Raw genomic sequence first — 22,882 nt, forward strand, 5'->3', positions numbered from 1 at the left:
GATATGCGCGACCGGATGAACGTCTATTTCCCGCCCGAGCTTCTGAAACAGATTTCTGATCTTGCCGATCGCAAAAAGCTTTCGCGGTCTGCAATCGTGGAAGCGGCCGTCGCTTCGTTTCTGTCACCGGATGGAGCGGACAGGCGGGAAGCAGCATTTACCCGCCGTTTGGATCGGCTTTCCCGTCAGATGCAGAGGCTGGAACGTGACGTTGGTCTGACGGCCGAGACCTTGGCCCTCTTCATTCGTTTTTGGCTGACGATCACGCCACCGTTGCCCAACGATGCGCAAGCGGCCGCTCAAGCAAAGGGAAGGGAGCGCTTTGAAGGATTTGTCGAGGCGCTCGGGCGTCGTATGCAAAAGGGGCAAAGCTTTCTGCGCGAGATTCCAGAAGATATCCGCCGTCAGGAATCGGCCTAAGAGCCTGATTGAACCTATGTCGATAGACCATTTCGCCGCTCCTTCTTTTTCTACGCCAGCCTACTACCACCGCGAGTTAGCCGAACTGACAAAAGCTGGACGCGCTATCGGCTCGGGTGAGCTGAGAGCAAAGGGGCCAGCATGCAAATTTCAACAGCATGGCGTCGAATCGCGCGCGTTTTTCTCCCTTTTGCAGCTGGGTACTACCTCTCGTATCTGTTTCGAACGATCAACGCCGTGATCGCCAGCCATCTCAGCTCGGACACCGGGCTTGGGACTGCCGACCTCGGGTTGCTTACGTCAATCTATTTTCTTGTTCTGGCGGCGGCCCAGATCCCCGTCGGTATATTGTTGGACCACTTTGGTCCGCGTCGCGTCCAGAGCGTTCTGCTCTTGCTCGCAGCCGTCGGCGGCGGACTGTTTGCGGTATCGACCGGCTTCCTGTCGCTTTTGATCGCGCGCGCAATGATCGGGCTTGGCGTGGCGGCGGCACTGACCGCAGGACTGAAGTCGATCATCCTTTGGTTCCCTAGGGAACAAGTTGCCTTACTGAACGGCTATATGATCATGCTGGGCTCGCTAGGAGCGGTGACCGCGACGGCTCCCGTCGAACACCTGCTGACGTCGATGGGCTGGCGGCAGCTCTTTGAGATTCTGGCAGTCGCGACCGGTACGACGGCCATTCTCATCTATCTTGTGGTGCCTGAACGAAGCGTAGCCCCATCAACAGCTTCCGCCACCCTGAGCTCCGTTTTCAGCGATCGGCGCTTTTGGCGAATGGCCCCGTTGTCGGCGACTTGCATTGGATCGGCTTGGTCTCTGCAGGGATTGTGGGCATCGCCATGGCTGACCGACGTAGAGGGGTTTGATCGCGCAAGTCTCATCAGACAGCTCTTCATTATGTCGATCGTACTTAGCGCTGGTGCCTGGTTGTTCGGTATGACAGTCCATTGCGTCAAACGAAGGGGAATCGGGGCGGAGACAATATTGGCGATAGCTGCGGTACTATTTATCGCAGCCGAGTGTGCCTTGATCCTGCGAGCGTCTCTGCCATCTATCTTGCTCTGGTCTGTTGTCGCAATTGTAGGAACGGCAACTGTGGTCAGCTTCGCCGTGGTGGCGGATTACTTTCCGCCAGAGCTTGCCGGTCGTGCCAACGGTGCCTTGAACGTCTTGCACTTTGGTTGGGCGTTTCTAGCACAATACGCAACAGGTCTTATCCTGGAGCAATGGTCTGCGAATGATGGCCATAGGCCCGTCCAAGCCTATCAAGCAGCGTTCGGTTTCAACGTAGCGCTGCAGATCGCGACGTTTCTCTGGTTCGCGCTGCCTTGGTTTCGGTCCTTTGCGTCATGGGTGGGTTCAATCTGTCTCGAGATGTCGGCTAGCACCTTCGAACCTGCCGAGTCAGTTGGCTTGTACCAGAATTCGGCCATCCTCCTGCCCCCGGATGACGATGCGGAGTGGTGAGCACAAACTCGCAGCGAACCGATACGATTGAGTAGGTGTCAAAAAAATCGCCTCTCAATCTTTCTTTTTCTACGCCAGTCTTCGATCACCGAAAGCGCTTGTTGCGCTAAGTCCGTTGGTGCCTTTTCTAATCGTCCCCATCTGGGCGCCCCTCTGTGGACGCCCTCATTCGGGGAGGGCAACGGTGGCAATCCATTCCTTTCAATCGGAGGCGAATTCGCGCGGTGCGCGAATGCTGCGTAGTGCTCTTGGCCCAGCGATCGCCGGATACCTCGAGGATCAATCGATCATCGAGGTAATGCTCAACCCAGATGGGCGGCTGTGGATCGACCGTTTGTCGCATGGCCTGACCGATACAGGCGAAACTCTGTCCGCAGCGGATGGCGAGCGCATTGTTCGTCTGGTTGCGCACCATGTAGGCGCCGAAGTGCATGCCGGCGCGCCACGGGTCTCGGCCGAATTGCCTGAGACCGGCGAACGCTTCGAAGGGCTCGTGCCCCCAGTCGTTGCAGCACCGGCCTTTGCTATCCGCAAGCCCGCCGTCGCCGTGTTTACGCTGGATGACTACGTCGTCAAAGAGATCATGACATCGGAACAGGCCAACATCCTGAAAAGCGCAGTCGCCTCACGCAAGAACATCCTCGTCGCCGGCGGGACATCGACCGGCAAGACAACATTGACGAATGCGCTCTTAGCCGAGGTGGCAAAGACTTCTGATCGGGTCGTGCTGATCGAAGATACCCGCGAACTTCAGTGCAAAGCGCCCAATCTCGTCGCTTTGCGTACCAAAGATGGCGTGGCCACGTTATCGGACCTCGTTCGCTCCTCGCTGCGACTGCGTCCTGACCGGATTCCAGTCGGCGAAGTTCGCGGTGCTGAAGCACTCGATCTGCTCAAGGCCTGGGGCACCGGCCACCCCGGCGGCATCGGCACTATTCATGCGGGCACTGCGCTCGGTGCCCTGCGGCGGCTCGAGCAACTCATCCAGGAAGCCGTCATCACGGTTCCGCGCGCCCTGATCGCTGAGACCATCAACCTCGTTGCTGTGCTTGCGGGGCGCGGCGCTGACCGTCGCCTCGCTGAGCTTGCTCTCGTCACCGGGCTAGGGCCCGCCGGCGACTACGACCTTTCATCAACAGGAGACTGACATGCGTCCGCAATTTCGCTTTCCTCGAGATGCCGCTTCACTGGCCATGTCCGGGATGCTTCTTTTGGCGTCGGCACCGGCCTGGGCTGCCGGATCGAACATGCCGTGGGAGCAGCCACTCAATCAGATCCTGCAGTCGGTCGAGGGGCCAGTCGCCAAGATCATTGCCGTCATCATCATCGTCGTAACCGGGCTCACGCTCGCGTTCGGAGACTCGTCGGGTGGTTTCCGCAGGCTGATCCAGATCGTGTTCGGTCTGTCGATCGCGTTTGCCGCCTCGAGTTTCTTCCTTTCGTTCTTCTCCTTCGGCGGCGGCGTGGTGATCTGATGGATGAACCAGTCACAGGCTTTGTCGTGCTCGTTCATCGCGCGCTCACTGAGCCAATCCTGATGGGCGGCGCGCCACGGTCGGTCGCGATCGTCAACGGTACGCTTGCTGCAGCCTTGGGGCTCGGGCTTCGGCTCTGGATCGCGGGCCTTGTCCTGTGGTTCATCGGCCACATGGCCGCCGTCTGGGCAGCCAAGCGCGATCCTGCGTTTGTCGACGTCGTGCGCCGACATCTTCGCATTCCCGGCCACCTCAACGCCTGAGCTCTCTACCATGATGAACCTTGCCGAATACCGCCATTCCAACGCGCGTCTTGCGGACTTCTTGCCGTGGGCCGCCATAGTCGACGAGGGAATCATCCTGAACAAGGACGGTTCGTTTCAACGGACGGCGAAATTCCGTGGCCCCGACCTCGACAGCGCGGTCCCGGCTGAGCTTGTCGCCGTCGCCGGTCGTCTGAACAACGCCCTGCGCCGCCTCGGATCAGGTTGGGCCGTATTCGTCGAGGCACAGCGCCATTTTGCCGGGGCCTATCCTCCGAGTACATTTCCGGATGTCGCATCCGCACTGGTCGACGCCGAGCGCAGAGCTCAGTTCGAAGAGGCGGGCGCCCACTATGAGTCCAGTTATTTCCTCACCTTTCTCTATCTGCCCCCCGAGGAAGGAGCCGCCAAGGCAGAACGACTGCTTTACGAGGGGCGTGATCGCACTGTTGGAGCCGACGCGCGCGAGGTGCTGCGCGGGTTTGTCGATCAAACCAACCGCGTGCTGCAACTCGTCGAAGGGTTCATGCCGGAGTGCACCTGGCTCGATGACCAGGATACTCTGACCTATCTGCACTCGACGATCTCGACCAAACGTCATCGGGTTCGAGTGCCCGAAATTCCCATGTACATCGATGCGCTCTTGGCCGACCAGCCGTTGACCGGCGGGCTAGAGCCGATGTTGGGCTCAGCCAATCTTCGGGTCCTAACAATTGTCGGCTTTCCGGGCGCCACGACGCCGGGAATCCTAGACGACCTGAATCGCCTGCCATTCTCTTATCGTTGGTCGACCCGGGCGATCATGCTCGACAAGACAGACGCCACCAAGCTGCTGACCAAGATTCGGCGGCAGTGGTTCGCCAAGCGAAAGTCGATTGGCGCCATTCTCAAGGAGGTCATGACCAACGAGGCGTCGACGCTGCTCGATACCGACGCCCACAACAAGGCGCTCGATGCTGACGCAGCGTTGCAGGAACTGGGGTCCGATCAGATCGGACAAGCCTTTGTCACCGCGACCATCACTGTCTGGGACCGCGATCCCAATGCCGCCGATGAAAAGCTGCGGCTGGTCGAGAAGGTAATCCAGGGGCGTGATTTCACCTGCATGATCGAGACGGTGAACGCCGTCGAAGCCTGGCTCGGCAGTCTGCCGGGGCATGTCTATGCGAACGTGCGTCAGCCGCCGGTTTCGACCCTCAACCTCGCCCATATGATTCCGATTTCCGCCATATGGGCCGGCGAGGCGAGGGATCTGCACTTCAAGGGGCCGCCCCTCCTGTTCGGCAAGACCGAGGGATCGACCCCGTTCCGATTTTCCCTCCACGTCGGCGACGTCGGCCATACCCTTGTGGTCGGACCGACGGGGGCCGGCAAGTCGGTACTGCTCGCTCTGATGGCACTGCAATTCCGCCGCTACCCGAACTCCCAGATCTTTGCGTTCGATTTCGGTGGTTCGATCAGGGCGGCCGCGCTCGGCATGGGCGGCGACTGGCATGATTTGGGCGGTGCTTTGTCTGACGGAAGTGATCGGCCCGTCGCGCTGCAGCCGCTGGCTTGGATCGATGATCCCTCAGAGCGCGGATGGGCCACCGAATGGATCTGCGCGATCCTGGCACGGGAAAAAATCGAGATCACCCCGGAGGTCAAGGATCATCTGTGGTCGGCGCTGACGTCTCTCGCCTCGGCGCCGATGCAGGAACGCACCCTGACCGGCCTGTCAGTCCTCCTCCAATCCAACTCCCTGAAACGTGCACTGCAACCCTATTGCGTGGGTGGTCCCTCGGGGCGCCTGCTCGATGCCGAATTCGAGCGCCTTGGCGAAGCGTCGGTCCAGGCATTTGAGACCGAAGGCTTGATCGGAACGAGTGCTGCGCCGGCCGTGCTGGCTTACCTCTTCCATCGTATTGGGGACCGTCTCGATGGTCGGCCGACGCTCCTTATGGTCGATGAGGGTTGGCTTGCCCTCGATGATGAGGATTTCGCGGGGCAGCTCCGGGAGTGGCTGAAAACGCTTCGGAAAAAGAATGCCTCCGTCATCTTCGCTACCCAGTCGCTCTCGGATGTCGACGGCTCAGCGATCGCGCCGGCGATCATCGAAAGCTGCCCAACTCGCTTATTGCTGCCGAACGAACGGGCGATCGAACCGCAAATCACCGCCATCTACCGCCGCTTCGGCCTCAATGACCGCCAGATCGAGTTATTGAGTCGGGCAACGCCAAAACGCGACTATTACTGCCAGTCCCGTCGCGGCAACCGGATGTTCGAACTCGGGCTTGGTGAGGTTGCGCTCGCATTCACCGCGGCCTCTTCCAAGACAGACCAAGCTGCCATCGCGCAGCTCTTCGCCGAACATGGACCTGACGGCTTCGTGCCGGCCTGGCTCCAGCACCGTGGCGTCGCCTGGGCCATAGATCTAATTCCCAATCTCGTCAATCTGGAGAAATCGCCATGAGGCGTCTTGCCCTATTGGCCGCAGCCGGCGTCACTGCGCTGGCGCTTGGCGTTGCGATCCCCGCACGGGCGCTGATCGTTTTCGATCCCAACAACTACGTTCAGAATGTCCTGACCGCTGCGCGCGAGCTTCAGCAGATCAACAACCAGATCACCTCGTTGCAGAACGAGGCGCAGATGCTGATCAATCAGGCGAAGAATCTGGCGAACCTTCCGTATTCGTCGCTGCAGCAATTTCTATCCTCGATTCAGCGGACCCAACAGTTGCTGGCGCAGGCTCAGCGCATCGCCTACGACGTCCAGGAAATCGATCGCGCCTTCTCGACCAGCTACGCGCCAGCCACCAGCAACCAGTCGAACCAGCTGCTGGTCGCCAACGCTCAAGCGCGATGGCAAAATTCCTATGCCGCGACGCAAGACGCGCTTCGCGTCCAAGCCGGCATCGTTGGTAACCTCGACACCAATCGCATCCAGACATCCGCGCTCGTGACGTCAAGCCAGGGGGCCGCCGGCGCGCTGCAGGCAACGCAGGCTGGCAATCAGATCCTCGCGCTTCAAGCGCAACAACTTGCCGATCTCACGGCGGCCACGGCGGCGCAGGGCAGGGCGCAGAGCCTCGAAGCGGCGCAGCGCGCCGCGGCCCAGGATCAGGGTCGAGAGCAGCTCAAGCGCTTCCTAACACCAGGACAGGGCTATCAATCCTCCAATGTACAGATGTTCCACTGATGACCGACGTAAAGGCATTCAAGGCGCTTTCGCTGCTTACGACAATCGGCCTAGTGGCCGTCGCCGCCTGCACGATTCAGCTGCGCGGACTGGACGCGTCTCGGTCGGCACCGAAGGCGGAGCAAGGGACCGATGCAGCCAGCTCCGAGCTCGCACGCTGCCGCGGTGTCACTCCAGAGGACACAGTGGGTTATCGGCATTGCAAGCAGATTTGGGACGAAAACCGGCGTCGCTTCTTTGGCAAAAGAATCGGCCCAGCAGACCCTGGCCAGAATGATTCCTTCGCAGGGCTGGCGCCCGCCCCAAAGGATCAGAGCCGGATCCCGCAAGCATATCCGCAACCGGCGACACCCGAGGCGAGCAAGCCATGACGGGTACCGGGATCATCGACCAGTTCTTGGAAACGTTTACGCGTTATATCGATAACGGATTCGGGTTGCTGGGCAGTGACGTTGGATATCTCGCGACGACACTCGCCGCGATCGACATCACTCTCGCTGCGTTGTTCTGGAGTTGGGGAACTGACGAGGACATCATCGCGCGGCTCGTCAAGAAGACCCTCTTCGTGGGCGTCTTTGCCTACCTCATCGGCAACTGGAACAACCTGGCGCGCATCGTTTTCGAGAGCTTTGCCGGACTTGGGCTGAAAGCGTCGGGTGCAAGCCTATCCGCATCCGATTTCCTGAGGCCGGGAAAGATCGCCCAAGTCGGACTCGATGCCGGCCGACCACTGCTCGATTCGATCTCGAACCTGATGGGTTACATCAGCTTTTTCGAGAATTTCGTTCAGATCGTCGTTCTCTTATTCGCATGGGTCGTGGTGCTGCTCGCCTTCTTCATTTTGGCGATCCAACTTTTCGTCACTCTGATCGAGTTCAAGCTTACGACGCTGGCCGGCTTCGTGCTCATTCCATTTGGTCTGTTTGGCAAGACCGCCTTTGCCGCTGAGCGGGTCCTGGGCAATGTAATATCTTCGGGGATAAAGGTTCTGGTCCTAGCTGTCATCGTGGGCATCGGTTCGACCCTGTTCTCGCAGTTCACCTCTGGTTTCCGAGGTGCTCAGCCGACCATTGAAGACGCAATGACGCTAGTGCTCGCGGCGCTCTCCCTGCTGGGCCTCGGCATCTTCGGTCCGGGTATTGCAAACGGCCTGGTATCTGGCGGACCGCAGCTCGGCGCCGGTGCGGCGATTGGATCGGGTTTGGCTGCTGGCGGGCTTGTTGCGGCAGGTGCTGGTGTAGCGGCCGGTGCTGGTCTCGCTAGTGGCGCGATTGCAGGCGCCGCGCGCGGTGGCGGCGCTGTCCTAAGCGGAGCGTCAGCCGCCTATCGAAACGGCGGCCTTGCCGGCGTCGCGGAGGCTGGCGCTTCGGCTGCCATGAGTCCTTTGCGTCGCGCAGCGGCTGCCGTCGGAGGTGAGCAAGCGGGCGAACGGGCGGCGAGCACCTCGGCCGAGGGGCGGCCTGATTGGGCGCGCCGGATGAAGCGTGCCGAGACTATTCGGCATGGTGCTTCGGCTGCCGGCCACGCGGTCCGCTCGGGCGATCACGGTGGCAGCGGCTCCTCCGTCGATTTGTCCGAAGGAGAGCGCTGAGACGCACCACTGTACCTACGCCGCACAGCAGCACCTCAACCCTTCCATCGCCCGACTTGAAACCGATCACTCGATACCAGGGGCAACCATCGATGTTCAAACGAACTTCCGTTCATTACGGGCGCATGCCCGCACCGGTCACGCCGTATCAGAAAGCAGCTCAAGTTTGGGACGAACGCATTGGATCAGCGCGCGTGCAAGCCAAGAACTGGCGCCTGATGGCATTCGGCTGCTTGATGTTGTCAGCCGGTCTCGCAGGTAGCCTTGTCCGGCAGTCGAATCAAGGCTCGATCACGCCCTGGGTGGTCGAAGTCGACCATCTTGGCCAGGCCCAAAGGGTCGCGCCGGCCAACATCGACTATCAACCCACTGATGCACAGATCGCCTACCATCTGGCGCGCTTTATCGAGGATGTCAGGGGCCTTCCGGCCGACGGCATCGTTCTGCGCCAAAACTGGCTCCGGGCATACGATTTTGCAACCGATCGCGGCGCCGCTGCGCTCAACGACTACGCGCGCAACAATGACCCTTTTGCCAAACTGGGTAAGGCGCAAATCTCCGTCGACGTGTCGAGCGTCATTCGCGCGTCTTCAGAAAGCTTTCGGGTCGCATGGATCCAGCGCACCTACGATAATGGCTCGCTGAGTTCGACCGAGCGTTGGACCGCAATTCTCACCGTCGTGATCGAGATGCCGCGCGATGCCGAACGCCTGCGCAAGAATCCCCTTGGCGTCTATGTCCGCGCCATCAACTGGTCAAAGGAGTTGAGTCAGTGACCAAGACCCCGTCTTACGTTTATTCGAAGCGTCCTATCGTGTACAGTAGGTGCAATTCGACTTGGTCCGAGCTCGTGACATCGAAGCGAGCATTTCTATCCGCTCTTCTGGTTTGTTCGTCGGCGCTCGGTGGGTGCGCGACCTACATCCCGCCACAGATCAGCTATGACGCGGAAATCCCGCCGCCGCCGGCGCCGCCAGCGCCTCTGGATGACAAGTCGCGACCGCTTCACGTTCCACCGCTCTGGAAACCGGCTCTCGGCGGCAAGTCAGGAGGGAAGGAAGAGCCCGACCCTGTGAGCCGGGTTGAGACGGCAAACAGCGCAGCCCGGGTCGAACCGCGGAAGCGGGGATATTTCAACGCAGCGCAGATCTACGCCTACAGTCCCGGGGCGCTCTATCAGATCTATGCCGCGCCGGGGCAGATCACGGACGTCGCGCTCGAGGAGGGAGAGCAACTGACGGGATCAGGGCCCATCGCGGCCGGAGATACCGTACGCTGGGTCGTAGGCGATACTGAGAGCGGGAGCGGCGATACGCGACGCGTCCATATCCTGGTCAAGCCGACCCGCGCATCGATCGAGACTAACCTCGTTGTCAATACCGACCGGCGCACCTACCTCATTGAGCTCCGCTCCCGCGAGCGGCCATATATGCCGTCTGTTGCCTGGTACTATCCTGAAACAGCGCGCGAACGATCCCGTTCAGTCGCTCTGAGACCCCCTCTTCCGGATCCAGGGCAGCGTATCTCCCGCTATGCCATTGAAGGGGACAGTCCACCCTGGCGGCCGCTCGCCGCATACGACGATGGCCGCAAGGTCTACGTCGAATTCCCTAAAGGTATCGTCCAGGGAGAGATGCCACCGCTCTTTGTCATCGGCCCTGACGGGAAGACCGAGCTCGTCAACTATCGCGCCTACGGTAACGTGTTAATCGTCGATCGGCTGTTTGGAGCAGCTGAACTGAGGCTCGGCAGTGAGCGCCAGCAAAAGGTCAGGATTGTCAGGACCGACGGGAGGCCGTCGTCATGATCAGCCAGAGTGGAAACGATCACGAGCAAGCAGATCCGCCGGAGACACAAGAGGAGCAGTCCAAAAGCTTCCGACTGAGAGCGGAGCATCCGCGCGTGACACGGTTGTCGCGAAAAGTCCTGGCCGGAGGGAGTGCGCTTGCCCTCTTTGTCATTGGTGGAGCAGTCCTGTGGTCGCTGCAGAACAATCGTCCCCGAAACCAGGCGGCCGATGAACTCTACAGCACTGACCATCACAATGTTGCCGATGGCCTTACGACGCTGCCGAAGGATTATGCTGGCGTTCCGCGCCAGCCAATACCGCAGCTTGGTCCGCCACTCCCTGGCGACCTCGGTCGGCCAATCCTTGCTGCCCAAGGCCACTCGCCGGCGATCGGGGCTGATGCGGAACAGCAGCGCCGAGACCAGGAGACGGAGGCAGCCCGCATTAGCCATTTGTTCGCTCCGACCAAGGGAGGAGAAGGACGTCCGCCTGCCGCTGCGGCTGTTGAAGGCGACCGCGTCGCGTCGCCGAACTTATCGAGCACTGGCGACGACGGATTGGCGCAGAACGGTCAAGACCGAAAGCTTGCCTTCGTGAATGCTTCTGTGGACCGTCGCACGGTCAGCCCCGACCGCATCACCAAGCCGGCTTCACCATATGTCGTGCAGGCTGGGACGGTCATTCCGGCAGCCCTGATTACCGGGATCCGATCGGACCTGCCGGGCCAAATTACCGCGCAGGTCACCGAGAATGTTTTTGACACGCCGACCGGCCGCTTTCTGCTTGTGCCTCAGGGAGCGCGTCTGATCGGCACATACGATAGTCAGGTTACTTTCGGCCAGTCCCGTGTCCTACTGGTCTGGACGCGGCTGATTATGCCGAATGGACATTCTATCGTTCTCGAGCGGCAGCCTGGCGCTGATAGCGCTGGGTATGCGGGTCTGGAAGACCAAGTCGACAATCACTGGGCAGAGCTATTCAAGGCTGCGGCACTATCGACGTTTCTGGCGGTCGGGACCGAACTAGGGGCTGGTTCGGACACCAATAGCAACGACAGCGCCATCATCCAGGCGTTGCGACACGGCGCCTCCGACTCACTAAACCAAACCGGACAGCAGGTGGTTCGACGCAGTCTCAATATCCAGCCCACTTTGACCGTGCGGCCTGGTTTCCCGGTTCGTGTTCTTGTCAATCGTGACCTCATAGTTACGCCGTATAGAGGGTGACAACATGCCAAAACTCAAAATAGGAGAGCTTCCAGACGACAAGCCGGTCAAAGTGAGTACGGAGCTGCCGGCGGCCGTGCATCGTGATCTCATTGCATATGCAGAGGCCCTTTCGCTTCAAGGTGGTCAAGTCGTCGAACCGACTAAGCTTATCGCCCCCATGTTAGCGCGCTTTATGGCCACCGATCGAGGGTTTTCTAAACTGAAACGTCGAGGCGACGCACCGGTCGCCGGCGCAGGACAGTGATGCCTAAGGTTTCTCAAAGCTGTCGCGCGACGCTTAATGCGATGCATAAACCTAGGCGCCGCCGAGTTTGGGCCGCTATTCCGTTACCTTCAGGCGCGTTACACTGCTCCGGCCATCTACGCTGATGGGCACGTCACCATCGATCGTGGCCCGACGTACGACGCGATGCTGGTCACCGTAATCGTTGACTGCGTAATGCTGTGTTGCGCGATTGTCCCATATCGCGATATCGCCCTCTAGCCAGTTCCAGCGCACAGTGTTTTCGGGCGCGGTGACGTGAGACTGGAACAGATCGAACAGCTTTTGTCCGTCGTACTTAGGGACCCCAATAAAGTGCTTCACCAAGGCGCCGAGCACCAGCGCCCGCTCGCCTGTTTCGGGGTGGACGCGCACGACGGGATGCTCGGTCTCAAAAACCGTTCTGGTGAACACCTCGTCAAAGTGTCTCTTGTCGACCTCGCGGACGCGCGCGATTCCGGCGTAATCGAAAACGTTGCTGTGAACGGCCCATAGTTCCTCTGCAAGCCGCTGTAGCGGTGCCGGTAGATCAAGATAAGCAGCCGCTGTGTTCGACCACACGGTGTCGCCTCCGAACGTTGGCATTACAACGGCTCGTAGGACCAAAGTTTTGGGATAGGCTTCGGCGAAGGTCCCATCCGCATGCCAAACATCGGCGCGACCGCCGCCGCGACTGGAGTCCAGTTCGAGGAGCGACGCCATCCCCTTGGTAGGACCGAGCATCGGATGGGGAACTAGCTTTCCAAGGCGAGCGGCAAAGCGCTCATGCTCGGCGTCATTGAGATGTCCTTGATTGCGGAAGAAGATCACCTTGTGCTCGAGCAACAAGCTGTTAATAGCGTCGATCGTGTGGTCCGGTAGATCGCCCGATAGCTTGATATTTTTGACTTCGGCACCGATGCGCGCTGCACGCTTCACAACATCGGTGCCTGAAATGACGTCACCGATCACAGCCGTTCTGCTCATGTTGTTTTTCCAAGCCCCTCGCAGTGTCTTCCTCGCCTCTCGGTAGCGAATGATTCCAGCAAGCATCGTGCCATGTGACGGACTCAGACCGACCGCGTAGACTCACATGGGCGCCGAACGGATCGCGATATTTGGCGCAAGCTTTCGGACTGAACTGACTGATAGTTCGCCCGTGTGACGAAAGAACTTGATCGCCGACCACTCTCGTCGAATGGTGTGAAGACCAAGCGGACAGCAATAGCGCGCCAACCGGCAGCTTCTTCTGTTATGCTCTTGTGGTGACTCATCCGATCGGAAGAATGCAATGCTTCTGCAAAATGGGTAATAATTCGTGATGGTCATGAATCATGTAATCAGGCCCCGCGGCGCGCAAGCGTGCTTCGGAAACGAATCCCCCCATTATTGATACGTTGATAAGACCGAGATTGCGGGCAATCTCCGTCTCAACTGGCATGTCACCCACGATGACGGTTCTTTGTGGAGGTATATCATTGGCCTGCATATACAAGCGCAGACGTTCTTCCTTGTTCACGCTCTTAAACTGGGTTGCGCGGTTCTCAAATGCCAAAATGTCCGTGACGTGAGTCTTGATTCCAAGTCTTCGCACTTGTGCGCGAATTGGTTCAACAATGTGATTGCTGACAATAATGGTGTGAACGGCTCTGTGATCAGCGGCGAGCAAAACATTTCGTGCCCCTTTGCGTAAGGCAGCGTTGCGCGCCAAGAATTCGTAAGTGTCATGAAAAATGGCGCTGTCATTTCTCTCCACGACGTCGATTTCATCTTTCGACATGTCTAGGTTGCGGAAGAGAACCGAAAGAGGGAGTTCGAATTCCTCTCGAAGCCTGCGCATATCTACGGTTGCGCGACCGAATCGGCTCAAAATTGCATTGATGGTTTGAAGCACCGCATTGGCATCATCGAGCAGCGTGCCATTCCAGTCGAACACAATCGCGGATTTCATGGGCGAATGAACCTAAGGCAAGTACCGCGGCGGTAAATGCATTTGCGATCGGACAATTGCGGGTCCGTATGTCTAGTATTGCGCCCGGTCAAGTAAACGCGCGGATCGCTGTTCTGTGTAGGACGCGCGAGCTAGGGAAGAAGAGCATGACCGTTTTCCTCTGTATCTTTGAAGCTGATCTTTGCTGGAGCAATGGTCGTGCCAACGCCGCAAGCGCGCAGTAAGCGGCAAACTGTGCTTTGAAAAATCTGAACCCGACGCGCAGTGTGGCGATCCTGACATGACCTTACGTCGCTGTCAGAAACGGACCAAGATTTTTACGGTGGACCAGCCACAGCATAGAGCTGGCGACGCCGACGTATCTTGTTTTCGTCATTCGGCGGTCGGATCCCTCCCGCGCCAGCAATGAAATGCATGAGTAGTGAAAAGACTTGGCTTACTGTTTTAGCTGGCTACCCAGACAAGCCCGAGGGTGGCGCTTTGGAGCAGTCGTGGAGTAACTCGTCACCGACGCAGTCAAGGAAGTTGGCGAGCGGCAGGTCCGGTCGATGGCCGGGTGCAATCGGTGCCGATCGTGGGCGCCGCCAGATCACTTTTTCCGAAGACGTCATCAGAGTCGGTCTTCTGAAAGAACTGAGCTTGTTACGTAAAAACCAGTGTTCATGCGGCAGAGTTTAGGGGCGCTCGGAAATCGCTAGGATTGCTTCTCCTTGCGATCAGATGCTGATTTTGAACTTAGTCAGGTCACATTGCAGCTCGCCGGCTCGACATCTCAGCGAGCGCCGTTCTCGTCAGGAAATGCCGCAACGAAATCGCAATGAATTGGGTGAAACGACCGTGAACAAAACGGGACGGGAGTGGCCACCACACAAGAAAAATCAATAAGTTAGAAGATGCTCACTGCGTTCGGGACGCAGGGGTCGCAGGTTCGAATCCTGCCACTCCGACCATTCTTTCAAGCACTTATAGTTTCTGTGTTTTTCGTGCGCAACGACATGCACATCGATTTGAAGCGCGGCTGCCACGTCGGTCGATTTCAGGACGCCGGTCCCTGATATCGGCGATTCGGGACCATTGGAGCGCGCGAGGGTAACGGCCCCTGACGTGATATTGCGTAGCACGTCACCAATCACCACACGGTCTCCCTTCGGACCTCTCGGCTGATCCTGTCCGGCATCAAAGCACGAATAGCCCGCCGCGAGTAGTGCTCAGCTTGCCGGCGCGAATACCTGTCAGGGGTTGCCGACTTCAAAGGCCAGCAGAACATTGCCGGGCAGCCCGCTCCATTGCGCGTAGCCGGAATTGACGTACAGCATGCCGTCGACGACGACCGGGCCGGGTCCGTCCATGGCGCCGCCATGGGCCGCAACGCCGTTGACCGTGGTGTAGTCGCGGGCGGTGTCGATTTCCCAGAGCAACCGTGCGTCATCGGTCGCGTAGGCGCGCAGGAAGCCGCTCACGCCGCCCGAGAAGACGACGCCGGGAATGGCGGTGACCGCCGCGGAGAGAGCGGGACTGCACTGGGGGCGGTCGCCACAGGCCACCGGCGCCACCTGCATCGCGATCTTGCCGGTCGCAAGATCGAGCCCGAACAGGCCGCCACCTTCGCTTGAATTCAGACGTCGCGTGCCGTCCCTTAGAAATCGTACGTCCGAATTGGCGACATAGATTCGGTCCTGGTCGGCGGCGGAACCCCACTCGGTCCCGCCCAACGCGCCTCCCTTGCCGATCCGCGTCTGCCACAGGATTTTGCCCTCGTGGTCGGGATCGAACGCGTGGACCACGCCGGATTTCTGGCCGATCACCAGCACGCGCTGTCCGTTGCGCAAGCTCACCAGGATCGGCGATTGGCCGAAGTCATGGTCGGGGCCGCGGTCTTCCGGACAATTGCTCTGATCGGTGCCGAAACACGCAACGATGAAGCTGTCCTTCGGCGTGGCTTGCTGATGCCACAGCATTCGGCCGGTCGTGAGATCGAACGCGAGGATGGCATCGCTGGTGTCGGTTGCCGGATCGGCATAGCTGTTCGAGGTCGCGACATAGAGCGCCTGGCGTTGCACATCGATCGTCGGCGCGGACCAGACCGACGCGCCGGCCGGACCGAACAGCTGGGTCCCGAGGGCGTTCGCCCGTGTCGGATGCGGTGCCTCAGGGATTGTGTAGGCCTTCCAGATCTGCGCACCGGTCTCGGCCTTCAGCGCAACGACGCTGCCGCGAAACGTGCAGCACTGGTAGGTGGGACGAGACCCGATGGCCTCCTCGATCGATGAAACCCCGACATAGACGACGCCGGAATAGAACACTGGCGCACCGGTGATCCGGGCGGCCACATGATCGTCGACCTTGCTCTTCCAGATCAGCTTGCCGGTCGCGGCATTCAGGGCGTAGACGTTGGCACGCACATCACCAAAGAAGATGGCAGGCTGGCCGTTGTCCAGCGGGGCAAAGCTGATCGCCGTCCGCACCGGCGCCTCGGTCGGAAACGCCCAGCGCGTGCAGCCGCTTTTGGCGTCGAGGGCGTGGATCTTGCGATCGCCGCCACCGACGAACAGCAAGCCGCCGACGACAGCCGGCTGCGCGTTGGCGTTGGACGTGTCAGGGAATCCGAACGCCCATTTCAGACGCAGTCGCGGGACCTGATCTTGCGCGAGGCCGGCCATTGCCGCCGGCTGAAACCGGCTGTTGTTGATATCCGCGCCCCAACCGTTCCACCGCGGCCCGTCGATCGGCTGCGGAAAGCCGGTCTCGTTCTGCGTGCATTCGCCCGCGCTCTCGGTTGCCGCGAGCGAAGCGGCCTTTCCGGTGACGAGCGAGGCGATCGCCGCCCGCTCGTCGCTGCTCAGTCCCTGCGCGAATGACGCCATCGGGCCCGTGGTGATCGCACCAAGCACCTCGTCGAACGATCTGGATTGCAGCGCGGCGCGGCTCGGCGCGCGAACACCCGTATTGCTGCTGTCGTGACATTGCGCGCAGCGTTGCGCGTAGAGGTCGGCACCGCCTTGCTGCGCTGTTGCAGGCAGGCAAGAGGAGATCAGGGCGACGGCAATCGCGGCACTCAGTTTCATCGTGTTTCACCGGCGTTGGCTTTGATGAAGAGAGTGATTGCAGCGTAGCACAACCTTCCGGCTGCATCCTGCCTGGCGAGGCCGGCGGCACGTATGGCGGTGCAGGATCCGATTGCCGCCGCCCCCAATTCGAGCGCCCGGCGGCGCGATCTCCCATTGACAGGTCGGCCGATGTGATAGAATTATAACACAATAAGTTGCAAAAATAACAACATGTCACCATCGTACCAGCGCCTCGCGCGGGCGACGGGAGGAAAATTTGGAATTGTCCGGTTTGATCGCAGCCGAGCCTCGGCCGTCGACGGCGCTGTTGATGGTCGGTGGCATCAACAAGCGCTTCGGCGGCGTGCGGGCGTTGCGCGACGTCAACCTCGAGGTCCGGGCCGGCGAGGTGCACGCGCTGCTGGGCGAGAACGGAGCCGGCAAGTCCACGCTGATCAAGATCCTCAGTGGCGTCCACGCGGCCGACAGCGGCGCGATCGAGATCGCCGGCAAACCAGCGACGTTCGACAGTCCGGCTAGATCGCGCGAGGCGGGCATCGCCGTCGTCTATCAGGACCTCAGTCTCGTCGAGTCGCTGAGCGTTGCCGACAACCTGTTGCTCGGCCGCGAGCCGCGTACGCGGTTCGGCTTTGTCCGCAAGCGCGAACTGATGGTCAGGGCCGAGGCGTTCCTGAGCGAACTCGGCATTCCCCTCGATACCAAGGCAACAGTCGGCTCGCTGCCGTTCGCCTACCGCCAGATGACCGAGATCGCCAAGGCACTGATGGGCGAGGTGCGCCTGTTGATCCTTGATGAACCGACATCGTCCCTGACTTCGGATGAAGTTCGTATCCTGTTCGACGCGATCGGCAAGGCGACGCGCCGCGGCGTCGGCGTGATCTATGTGACCCATCGGCTCAACGAGGTGTTCGAGATCTCGCAGCGTGTCACGGTGCTCCGCGACGGCGCCAATGCCGGCACGTTCGTCACCGCCGAGACCGACATGAAGCGGCTGGTGAACGCCATCATCGGCACCGATCGATTGGCGCCCGCGGTGTCGCGCGCCGAGCCTGCGGCCGCGCGTTCGTTCGATCCGTCGCCGGTTCTGTCGCTGTCGGGCGTGTCCAACGATCGCCTGTCGGCCGTCGAATTGTCCGTGATGAAGGGGGAGATCCACGGCCTTGCCGGATTGATCGGCAGCGGGCGCACCGAGATCCTGGAGACGATCTTCGGCCTTCGGCCGGTCGAGAGCGGCTCACTCGCGATCGAGGGCCGGCCGTGGCTGCCGAACGGCGCGGCCGATGCGATCGACCGTGGCGTCGCGCTGGTGCCGGAAGACCGGCACATGCAGGGCCTTGTGCTGGATCATTCGGTCGAGCGCAACATCACATTGCCGCGGATTCCGCATTTCTCGCGCTGGGGCTTCATGCAGCAGCGCGCCGCCGCCCGGCATGCGGACGCTGCGGTGGCGAGGCTGTCGGTGAAGGCGCAAGGCGCCTCGAGCCTGGTCAGGACATTGTCCGGCGGCAACCAGCAGAAGGTCGTGTTCGGAAAATGGAATGATCCGCGGCCGCGCCTGCTGCTGCTGGACGAGCCGACGGTTGGCGTCGACGTCGGCGCGCGCGAGGAGATCTACGGCGTGATCCGCAACGCTGCACGCGACGGCACCGGCGTCCTGGTGGTCTCGTCGGACCTCGTCGAACTGATCGAGCTCTGCGACCGCATCTCCGTGATCGTCGATGGACGCGTGGCGCGAACGCTGGTGCGCGGGGAGATCGATGATGCCGAAGAGCTCCATCATCTGCTGCAGATCTACCAGGCTTCCGAACAAGGCGTATTGCAAGCATGACCGAACTGACCGCGCCCAATCTCGTCGCCTCGTCGACCCGATCCGATCGTCGCCGCAAGTTGCTGCAGAATCTGCTGCGGGGCGAGCGGCCCTACATGCTGTACATCGCCTTCCTGGTGCTGCTGGTCGTGTTCAGCCTGTCCTCGCCCTGGTTCCTGTCGGTCGACAATTTCCTGAACATCGGACGCCAGACCACGCTGGTCTCGATCATCGCGGTCGGCATGACCTTTGTGATCATCGCGCGCCAGATCGATCTGTCGGTCGCATCGACATTGGCACTGTCGGGCATGGCCGCGGCGCTCGCCATGAGCCAGATCAACAACAGCTGGATCGTCGGCGCTGCCGCCGGGCTCGGCACCGGCGCGCTGGTCGGGTTGCTCAACGGTATCCTGACCACGCAGCTCTCGATCCCGTCGTTCCTGGTGACGCTGGGTTCACTGAGCATGGCGCGCGGTTTGGCGATGATGGTGACCAATACCAAGCCGGTGATCATCACCAACGAGACCTATTTCGCGATCTTTGGCGAAGGCTCGTTCCTGGGCATACCCGTTCCGATCGCCTGGACGCTGGTCGCGATGATCGTCGGCATCCTGCTGCTGCACTACAACGTGTTCGGCCGCCGCATCTATGCGGTCGGCGGCAATCCGACCGCGGCGCTGTATTCCGGCATCAATACCAAGTGGGTGACGACCGCGGCCTTTGTGCTGACCGGCGCGCTGGCCGGGCTCGCGGCGCTGGTGCTGTCCGCGCGCTCGCACGCCGCGCGGCCCGACGTCGTGCAGGGCATGGAGCTCGACGTCATCGCCGCCGTGATCCTCGGTGGTTGCAGCCTGTTCGGCGGGCGCGGCTACATCCTGGGGACGCTGTTCGGCAGCCTCATCATCGGCACACTCAACAACGGCCTCGTGCTGCTCGGCGTCAGCTCGCCGCTGCAGCTCGTCATCAAGGGAGCGATCATCGTAGCCGCGGTCGCCTTCACGAAACGCTAGAGCACGATGGCACAGCGCATGGGCCGCAAGGTCAGGCGTTGCAAGGGTAGGGGCAAGGTCGCCGGCCTCCGGTCAATCGGCGACCAAAACGGGAGGAAACAATGAAGCCAATCTTGCGACAAACCCTGCCGCTGACCGCGCTGATCGCGGCGACGGCCATTTCGATCGCCCCTTCGGCCCGCGCCGAAGTGCCTGCAACCTGCGTCAAGGGCGTCGATCTCGCGACGCTTGGACCGAAATCGATCGTCGGTCAGGGGCCGCATGGCGAGAAGGCCGCCTCGCCCGAGGTGCTGGCGCTGTCGGACGCCGATGCCGCCAAGATCAAGGAGAAGCATTTCAAGGTCGGCATCTCCATGCAGACCGTCAATCTCGACTGGGCGCAACTGCAGATCCAGGGCATCACCGATACGCTGAAGAAGTATGGCGTGACCGTCACCGGCGTCGCGTCCGCCGAATATCAGGTCGACAAGCAGATCGCCGATATCGAGAACACCATCCAGCAGCATCCGGATGGCATCATCTCGATCCCGGTCGATTTCACCGCGACCGCGCCGACCTACAAGAAGATCGCCAAGGCCGGCATCAAGCTCGTGCTGATGGACAGCATCCCGACCGGGCTGAAGCATCCCGAGGAATATGCGTCCATGATCTCCGCAGATAGCCAGGGCAATGGCCAGATCGCGGCCCAGATCCTGGCGTCCTGCGTCGCGCAGGGCGGCACCATCGGCCTCGTCAATTTCGGCGTCGACTATTTCAGCACCAACGAGCGCACCAAGGGTGTCCGCGAGTGGATGCAGAAGAACCGTCCCGACATCAAGATGAAGCAGGTCGACTTCACCGACCCGCCGAAGGTGTCGCAGATCGCGGGCGACTTCCTCACCGGCAATCCGGATATCAGGGGCCTGTTCGCGGTCTGGGACCAGCCGGCGCTCGATACGCTGAGTTCGATGCGCGCGCAGGGCATCGACATTCCGGTCACCACCGTCGACCTCGGCCTGCAATCGGCGATCGAGATCGCCAAGGGTGGTCCCTTGAAGGCGACCGGGTCGCAGCGCCCCTATGACCAGGGTGTCGCCGAAGCGATGGCCATGATGAATGCGCTGCTCGGCAAGGAAACGCCCGGCTGGATCGGCGTGCAGTCGCTGCCGGTGACGCAGTCCAACGTGCTGGAATCCTACAAGACGGTGTTCAAGAAGGAGCCGCCACCGGAGCTGACCGACGCCTGCAACAAGGCGAAGCCAGCCTGCAACTGAGCAGCGGGAGTTCGATGCGTGGTCCCGCGAGCCCGCGCATCGTGAGCAGCCTGATCCGGGCGTGCCAGCCCCCGCTCGGATCAGGTTGCGCTGGCCACGTACTCGACGGGAAGGCTGCGGAAGTGCTTGCGCATCTCCGCTGACGCCGTGCCGCCGACGATGATCCGCGAGAACGCGCCGATATCGGAGAAGAATGCCGATTTGAGACTGCCGAGCTTGCTCGCGTCGATCACCAGGATGCTCTCCATCGCGGTCTCGATGACGGCCTGCTTGACGGCGACCTCGTGAAAATTCGAGCAGCTCGCGCCGCGGGTCCAGTGCACGCCGCCCGCGGAGATGAAGGCCTTGTTGATGCCGAGCCGTCGCAGATAGGACAGGCCGTCGTCCGACGCGAAGGACTGCGACGACGGATGGTAGAGGCCGCCCATCAGCATCACCTGCGTGGCCGGCCGTCGCGTCACGATCGACGCCACGTTCATCGAATAGCAGATCACCGAAAGCGGCAGGTCCTCTGGCAGGCAGTCCGCCAGCGACTGCATCGTCGTGCCGCAATCGATGAAGATCGTATCACCTTCCTTGATCGAGGCCGCGGCAGACCGGCAGGCGAGGCGCTTGTCCTGGGTGTGCTGATCGATCTCCTGCTCGAACGTGTACTTGATCCCGGTCGGCGATGCCGCATTGACGACGTAGCCGCCGAGCAGCGCCAGCGCGGCGTCCGGCCCGGCGAGATCGCGCCGGACCGTCATTTCGGAAACCTTGAGGAGCTCGGCGGCGTCCTTCAGATGCAGCGTGCCGCTCGATTCGACGGCGCGGCGCAGCCTCTGCAGGCGCTGCACGCGCGTCTCGCTTGGTCGTGCGTTCGATGTTTCAGCCATTTTGATCGCCGGGCTTGCTTATCCGATTGACAATGATCTTACAATGTTGTGAGTTTATCAACGTCGATTTGTTACAATAATAACATCCAGTCCGGCGGGCTGATCGAGGGTCGGGGACGATAGCGTCCGCAGGTCGTCGGCAAACCCCGCGGCAAGGTCAGGGGAGGATCACATGTTGCGATCGACACATTCAGTCTATCTGGCGATCTCGTCGATTCGCTAGGACCGCACGGCGCCTCCATGACGCAGAGCGTCTTCATACAGAATTCGTCCCCATTGGCCGCGCAGCCGCCTTCCCCGGGCGGCGGGCATGAGCTCCCGCGCAACAGTGGTCGCGCGCTCGAGATGGATTGGGTCGACGGGATCAGGATCAATCTGTCGGCCGCCGAACGTCGCGTTGCAAGCTTGCCGGGCCGGCGCACGGTCAAGAAGGACGCGCAGGCGGCGTGGCTTCTCAAGGCGATCACCTGCGTCGACCTGACGACGCTCAATGGCGACGATACGACCGAACGGGTGAAGCGCCTCTGCGCCAAGGCCAAAGCGCCGGTGCGCGGCGACCTTCTCGAGCGGCTCGGCTTTGCCGGCCGCGAGCTGCATACCGGCGCGGTCTGTGTCTACCATCGGTTCGTGGCGACGGCCGTCGAAGCGCTCGAAGGATCCGGCATCCCGGTCGCTGCGGTCTCGACCGGATTTCCCGCAGGTCTCGTGCCGCACGATCTGAAGCTGAAGGAGATCGAGGCGTCGGTCCGCGACGGCGCGGAGGAGATCGACATCGTCATCACGCGCGAGCATGTGCTGACCAGCGATTGGCGGGCGCTCTACGCCGAGGTTCGGGATTTCCGCGCCGCCTGCGGCGACACGCATCTGAAGACGATCCTGGCCACCGGCGATCTCAAGACCCTGCGCAATGTCGCCAAGGCGTCGATGGTCTGCATGATGGCCGGCGCCGACTTCATCAAGACCTCCACCGGCAAGGAAGGCGTCAACGCGACGCTGCCGGTGACGCTCGCGATGCTGCGGATGATTCGCGTCTATCAGGAGCGCACCGGCTACCAGATCGGCTTCAAGCCGGCCGGCGGAATCTCGACGGCAAAGGACGTGCTCAACTACCAGTTCCTGATGAAGGAGGAACTGGGACGCGACTGGCTCGAGCCGGACCTGTTCCGCATCGGCGCCTCCAGCCTGCTCGCCGATATCGAGCGACAGCTCGAGCATCACGTGACCGGCCACTATTCGGCCTTCAATCGCCACCCCGTGGGATGA

The 22,882-nt window shown here is 61.0% G+C and carries 21 protein-coding genes and 1 tRNA gene; 18 read left to right on the forward strand and 4 right to left on the reverse strand.

Annotated features, from left to right (window positions below; all coding sequences use genetic code 11):
* Positions 1–3 precede the first annotated feature (3 nt).
* The 13 genes from ACE10X_RS12165 (at position 4) to ACE10X_RS12225 (ending at position 11,658) form a co-directional block, all read left to right on the forward strand.
* Positions 4–420 (forward strand): CopG family transcriptional regulator, encoded by a 417-nt coding sequence (locus tag ACE10X_RS12165; RefSeq protein WP_018270307.1) that lies wholly within the window; start codon positions 4–6, stop codon positions 418–420.
* A gap of 141 nt (positions 421–561) precedes the next feature.
* Positions 562–1,890: a nitrate/nitrite transporter gene (locus tag ACE10X_RS12170; RefSeq protein ID WP_026192414.1), complete on the forward strand. Its 1,329-nt coding sequence runs from the start codon at positions 562–564 to the stop codon at positions 1,888–1,890.
* A gap of 232 nt (positions 1,891–2,122) precedes the next feature.
* Positions 2,123–3,037 carry a P-type conjugative transfer ATPase TrbB gene (trbB, locus tag ACE10X_RS12175; protein WP_016845878.1) on the forward strand — a complete coding sequence of 305 codons (915 nt, stop codon included), beginning with the start codon at positions 2,123–2,125 and terminating at the stop codon, positions 3,035–3,037.
* A 46-nt stretch (positions 3,038–3,083) separates the two neighbouring features.
* The gene (locus ACE10X_RS12180; protein ID WP_018270309.1) at positions 3,084–3,365 is read left to right on the forward strand and encodes a TrbC/VirB2 family protein; all 282 of its coding nucleotides are present in this window, start codon (positions 3,084–3,086) and stop codon (positions 3,363–3,365) included.
* Positions 3,365–3,628, forward strand: coding sequence for a VirB3 family type IV secretion system protein (locus ACE10X_RS12185; RefSeq protein ID WP_018270310.1), 264 nt, complete (start codon positions 3,365–3,367; stop codon positions 3,626–3,628). Before ACE10X_RS12180 ends, ACE10X_RS12185 begins: the two co-directional genes overlap by 1 nt.
* 10 nt (positions 3,629–3,638) lie before the next feature.
* On the forward strand, positions 3,639–6,080 hold the full coding sequence (gene trbE / locus ACE10X_RS12190) for a conjugal transfer protein TrbE (RefSeq protein ID WP_028343872.1): 2,442 nt from the start codon (positions 3,639–3,641) through the stop codon (positions 6,078–6,080).
* On the forward strand, positions 6,077–6,805 hold the full coding sequence (trbJ, locus tag ACE10X_RS12195; protein ID WP_026192416.1) for a P-type conjugative transfer protein TrbJ: 729 nt from the start codon (positions 6,077–6,079) through the stop codon (positions 6,803–6,805). Before trbE ends, trbJ begins: the two co-directional genes overlap by 4 nt.
* Entirely contained in the window at positions 6,805–7,176 is a 372-nt protein-coding gene (gene trbK-alt, locus ACE10X_RS12200) for a putative entry exclusion protein TrbK-alt (protein WP_016845887.1), read from the forward strand. The genes trbJ and trbK-alt overlap by 1 nt, the downstream gene beginning before the upstream one ends.
* Complete coding sequence (gene trbL / locus ACE10X_RS12205; RefSeq protein WP_028343873.1) at positions 7,173–8,396, forward strand: P-type conjugative transfer protein TrbL; 1,224 nt, start codon at positions 7,173–7,175, stop codon at positions 8,394–8,396. The genes trbK-alt and trbL overlap by 4 nt, the downstream gene beginning before the upstream one ends.
* 92 nt (positions 8,397–8,488) lie before the next feature.
* Positions 8,489–9,172 (forward strand): conjugal transfer protein TrbF, encoded by a 684-nt coding sequence (gene trbF, locus ACE10X_RS12210; protein WP_038379344.1) that lies wholly within the window; start codon positions 8,489–8,491, stop codon positions 9,170–9,172.
* Positions 9,169–10,203: a P-type conjugative transfer protein TrbG gene (gene trbG, locus ACE10X_RS12215; protein ID WP_028344502.1), complete on the forward strand. Its 1,035-nt coding sequence runs from the start codon at positions 9,169–9,171 to the stop codon at positions 10,201–10,203. Before trbF ends, trbG begins: the two co-directional genes overlap by 4 nt.
* A complete protein-coding gene (locus ACE10X_RS12220; protein WP_038379346.1) occupies positions 10,200–11,411 on the forward strand; it encodes a TrbI/VirB10 family protein in 1,212 nt (403 codons plus the stop codon). Before trbG ends, ACE10X_RS12220 begins: the two co-directional genes overlap by 4 nt.
* A gap of 4 nt (positions 11,412–11,415) precedes the next feature.
* Complete coding sequence (locus tag ACE10X_RS12225) at positions 11,416–11,658, forward strand: DUF2274 domain-containing protein (RefSeq protein WP_075968962.1); 243 nt, start codon at positions 11,416–11,418, stop codon at positions 11,656–11,658.
* A 75-nt stretch (positions 11,659–11,733) separates the two neighbouring features.
* Here ACE10X_RS12225 and ACE10X_RS12230 read toward each other — a convergent pair whose 3' ends face one another.
* Together ACE10X_RS12230 and ACE10X_RS12235 are read right to left on the reverse strand one after the other, a co-directional pair.
* Entirely contained in the window at positions 11,734–12,642 is a 909-nt protein-coding gene (locus tag ACE10X_RS12230; RefSeq protein WP_026192417.1) for a TauD/TfdA family dioxygenase, read from the reverse strand.
* Positions 12,643–12,925: 283 nt separating this feature from the next.
* On the reverse strand, positions 12,926–13,606 hold the full coding sequence (locus ACE10X_RS12235) for an HAD family hydrolase (protein ID WP_016848237.1): 681 nt from the start codon (positions 13,604–13,606) through the stop codon (positions 12,926–12,928).
* An 847-nt stretch (positions 13,607–14,453) separates the two neighbouring features.
* Here ACE10X_RS12235 and ACE10X_RS12240 point away from each other — a divergent pair.
* Positions 14,454–14,556: transfer RNA gene (locus tag ACE10X_RS12240), tRNA-Ser, on the forward strand.
* 282 nt (positions 14,557–14,838) lie between these two features.
* On the opposite strand, the gene ACE10X_RS12245 is transcribed toward ACE10X_RS12240, so the two are convergent.
* Positions 14,839–16,671 (reverse strand): PQQ-binding-like beta-propeller repeat protein, encoded by a 1,833-nt coding sequence (locus ACE10X_RS12245; RefSeq protein ID WP_038387433.1) that lies wholly within the window; start codon positions 16,669–16,671, stop codon positions 14,839–14,841.
* A 265-nt stretch (positions 16,672–16,936) separates the two neighbouring features.
* Here ACE10X_RS12245 and ACE10X_RS12250 point away from each other — a divergent pair, with 265 nt between their 5' ends.
* The 3 genes from ACE10X_RS12250 to ACE10X_RS12260 all read left to right on the forward strand — a co-directional run bounded on the left by ACE10X_RS12250 (position 16,937) and on the right by ACE10X_RS12260 (position 20,744).
* Positions 16,937–18,502, forward strand: coding sequence for a sugar ABC transporter ATP-binding protein (locus ACE10X_RS12250; RefSeq protein WP_038387439.1), 1,566 nt, complete (start codon positions 16,937–16,939; stop codon positions 18,500–18,502).
* Complete coding sequence (locus tag ACE10X_RS12255) at positions 18,499–19,491, forward strand: ABC transporter permease (protein ID WP_038387432.1); 993 nt, start codon at positions 18,499–18,501, stop codon at positions 19,489–19,491. Before ACE10X_RS12250 ends, ACE10X_RS12255 begins: the two co-directional genes overlap by 4 nt.
* Positions 19,492–19,592: 101 nt before the next feature.
* Entirely contained in the window at positions 19,593–20,744 is a 1,152-nt protein-coding gene (locus ACE10X_RS12260) for a substrate-binding domain-containing protein (protein ID WP_038387431.1), read from the forward strand.
* A gap of 80 nt (positions 20,745–20,824) precedes the next feature.
* Here the strand turns inward: ACE10X_RS12260 and ACE10X_RS12265 are convergent, their stop codons facing one another.
* Positions 20,825–21,619 (reverse strand): DeoR/GlpR family DNA-binding transcription regulator, encoded by a 795-nt coding sequence (locus ACE10X_RS12265; RefSeq protein ID WP_038387430.1) that lies wholly within the window; start codon positions 21,617–21,619, stop codon positions 20,825–20,827.
* A gap of 240 nt (positions 21,620–21,859) precedes the next feature.
* Between ACE10X_RS12265 and deoC the strand changes: the two genes are divergently transcribed.
* The gene (gene deoC / locus ACE10X_RS12270) at positions 21,860–22,882 is read left to right on the forward strand and encodes a deoxyribose-phosphate aldolase (RefSeq protein ID WP_375764194.1); all 1,023 of its coding nucleotides are present in this window, start codon (positions 21,860–21,862) and stop codon (positions 22,880–22,882) included.

The sequence above is a fragment of the Bradyrhizobium sp. Pha-3 genome (assembly GCF_042258325.1).
In the GTDB taxonomy this organism is placed as follows: Bacteria; Pseudomonadota; Alphaproteobacteria; order Rhizobiales; family Xanthobacteraceae; genus Bradyrhizobium; species Bradyrhizobium elkanii.

Coding starts and splice junctions, on each gene's coding strand:
- ACE10X_RS12165 (WP_018270307.1), top strand. CDS start 4: ATGCGCGACCGGATGAACGTCTATTTCCCGCCCGAGCTTCTGAAACAG.
- ACE10X_RS12170 (WP_026192414.1), top strand. CDS start 562: ATGCAAATTTCAACAGCATGGCGTCGAATCGCGCGCGTTTTTCTCCCT.
- trbB (WP_016845878.1), top strand. CDS start 2,123: ATGCTGCGTAGTGCTCTTGGCCCAGCGATCGCCGGATACCTCGAGGAT.
- ACE10X_RS12180 (WP_018270309.1), top strand. CDS start 3,084: ATGTCCGGGATGCTTCTTTTGGCGTCGGCACCGGCCTGGGCTGCCGGA.
- ACE10X_RS12185 (WP_018270310.1), top strand. CDS start 3,365: ATGGATGAACCAGTCACAGGCTTTGTCGTGCTCGTTCATCGCGCGCTC.
- trbE (WP_028343872.1), top strand. CDS start 3,639: ATGATGAACCTTGCCGAATACCGCCATTCCAACGCGCGTCTTGCGGAC.
- trbJ (WP_026192416.1), top strand. CDS start 6,077: ATGAGGCGTCTTGCCCTATTGGCCGCAGCCGGCGTCACTGCGCTGGCG.
- trbK-alt (WP_016845887.1), top strand. CDS start 6,805: ATGACCGACGTAAAGGCATTCAAGGCGCTTTCGCTGCTTACGACAATC.
- trbL (WP_028343873.1), top strand. CDS start 7,173: ATGACGGGTACCGGGATCATCGACCAGTTCTTGGAAACGTTTACGCGT.
- trbF (WP_038379344.1), top strand. CDS start 8,489: ATGTTCAAACGAACTTCCGTTCATTACGGGCGCATGCCCGCACCGGTC.
- ACE10X_RS12220 (WP_038379346.1), top strand. CDS start 10,200: ATGATCAGCCAGAGTGGAAACGATCACGAGCAAGCAGATCCGCCGGAG.
- ACE10X_RS12225 (WP_075968962.1), top strand. CDS start 11,416: ATGCCAAAACTCAAAATAGGAGAGCTTCCAGACGACAAGCCGGTCAAA.
- ACE10X_RS12230 (WP_026192417.1), bottom strand. CDS start 12,642: ATGAGCAGAACGGCTGTGATCGGTGACGTCATTTCAGGCACCGATGTT.
- ACE10X_RS12235 (WP_016848237.1), bottom strand. CDS start 13,606: ATGAAATCCGCGATTGTGTTCGACTGGAATGGCACGCTGCTCGATGAT.
- ACE10X_RS12245 (WP_038387433.1), bottom strand. CDS start 16,671: ATGAAACTGAGTGCCGCGATTGCCGTCGCCCTGATCTCCTCTTGCCTG.
- ACE10X_RS12255 (WP_038387432.1), top strand. CDS start 18,499: ATGACCGAACTGACCGCGCCCAATCTCGTCGCCTCGTCGACCCGATCC.
- ACE10X_RS12260 (WP_038387431.1), top strand. CDS start 19,593: ATGAAGCCAATCTTGCGACAAACCCTGCCGCTGACCGCGCTGATCGCG.
- ACE10X_RS12265 (WP_038387430.1), bottom strand. CDS start 21,619: ATGGCTGAAACATCGAACGCACGACCAAGCGAGACGCGCGTGCAGCGC.
- deoC (WP_375764194.1), top strand. CDS start 21,860: ATGACGCAGAGCGTCTTCATACAGAATTCGTCCCCATTGGCCGCGCAG.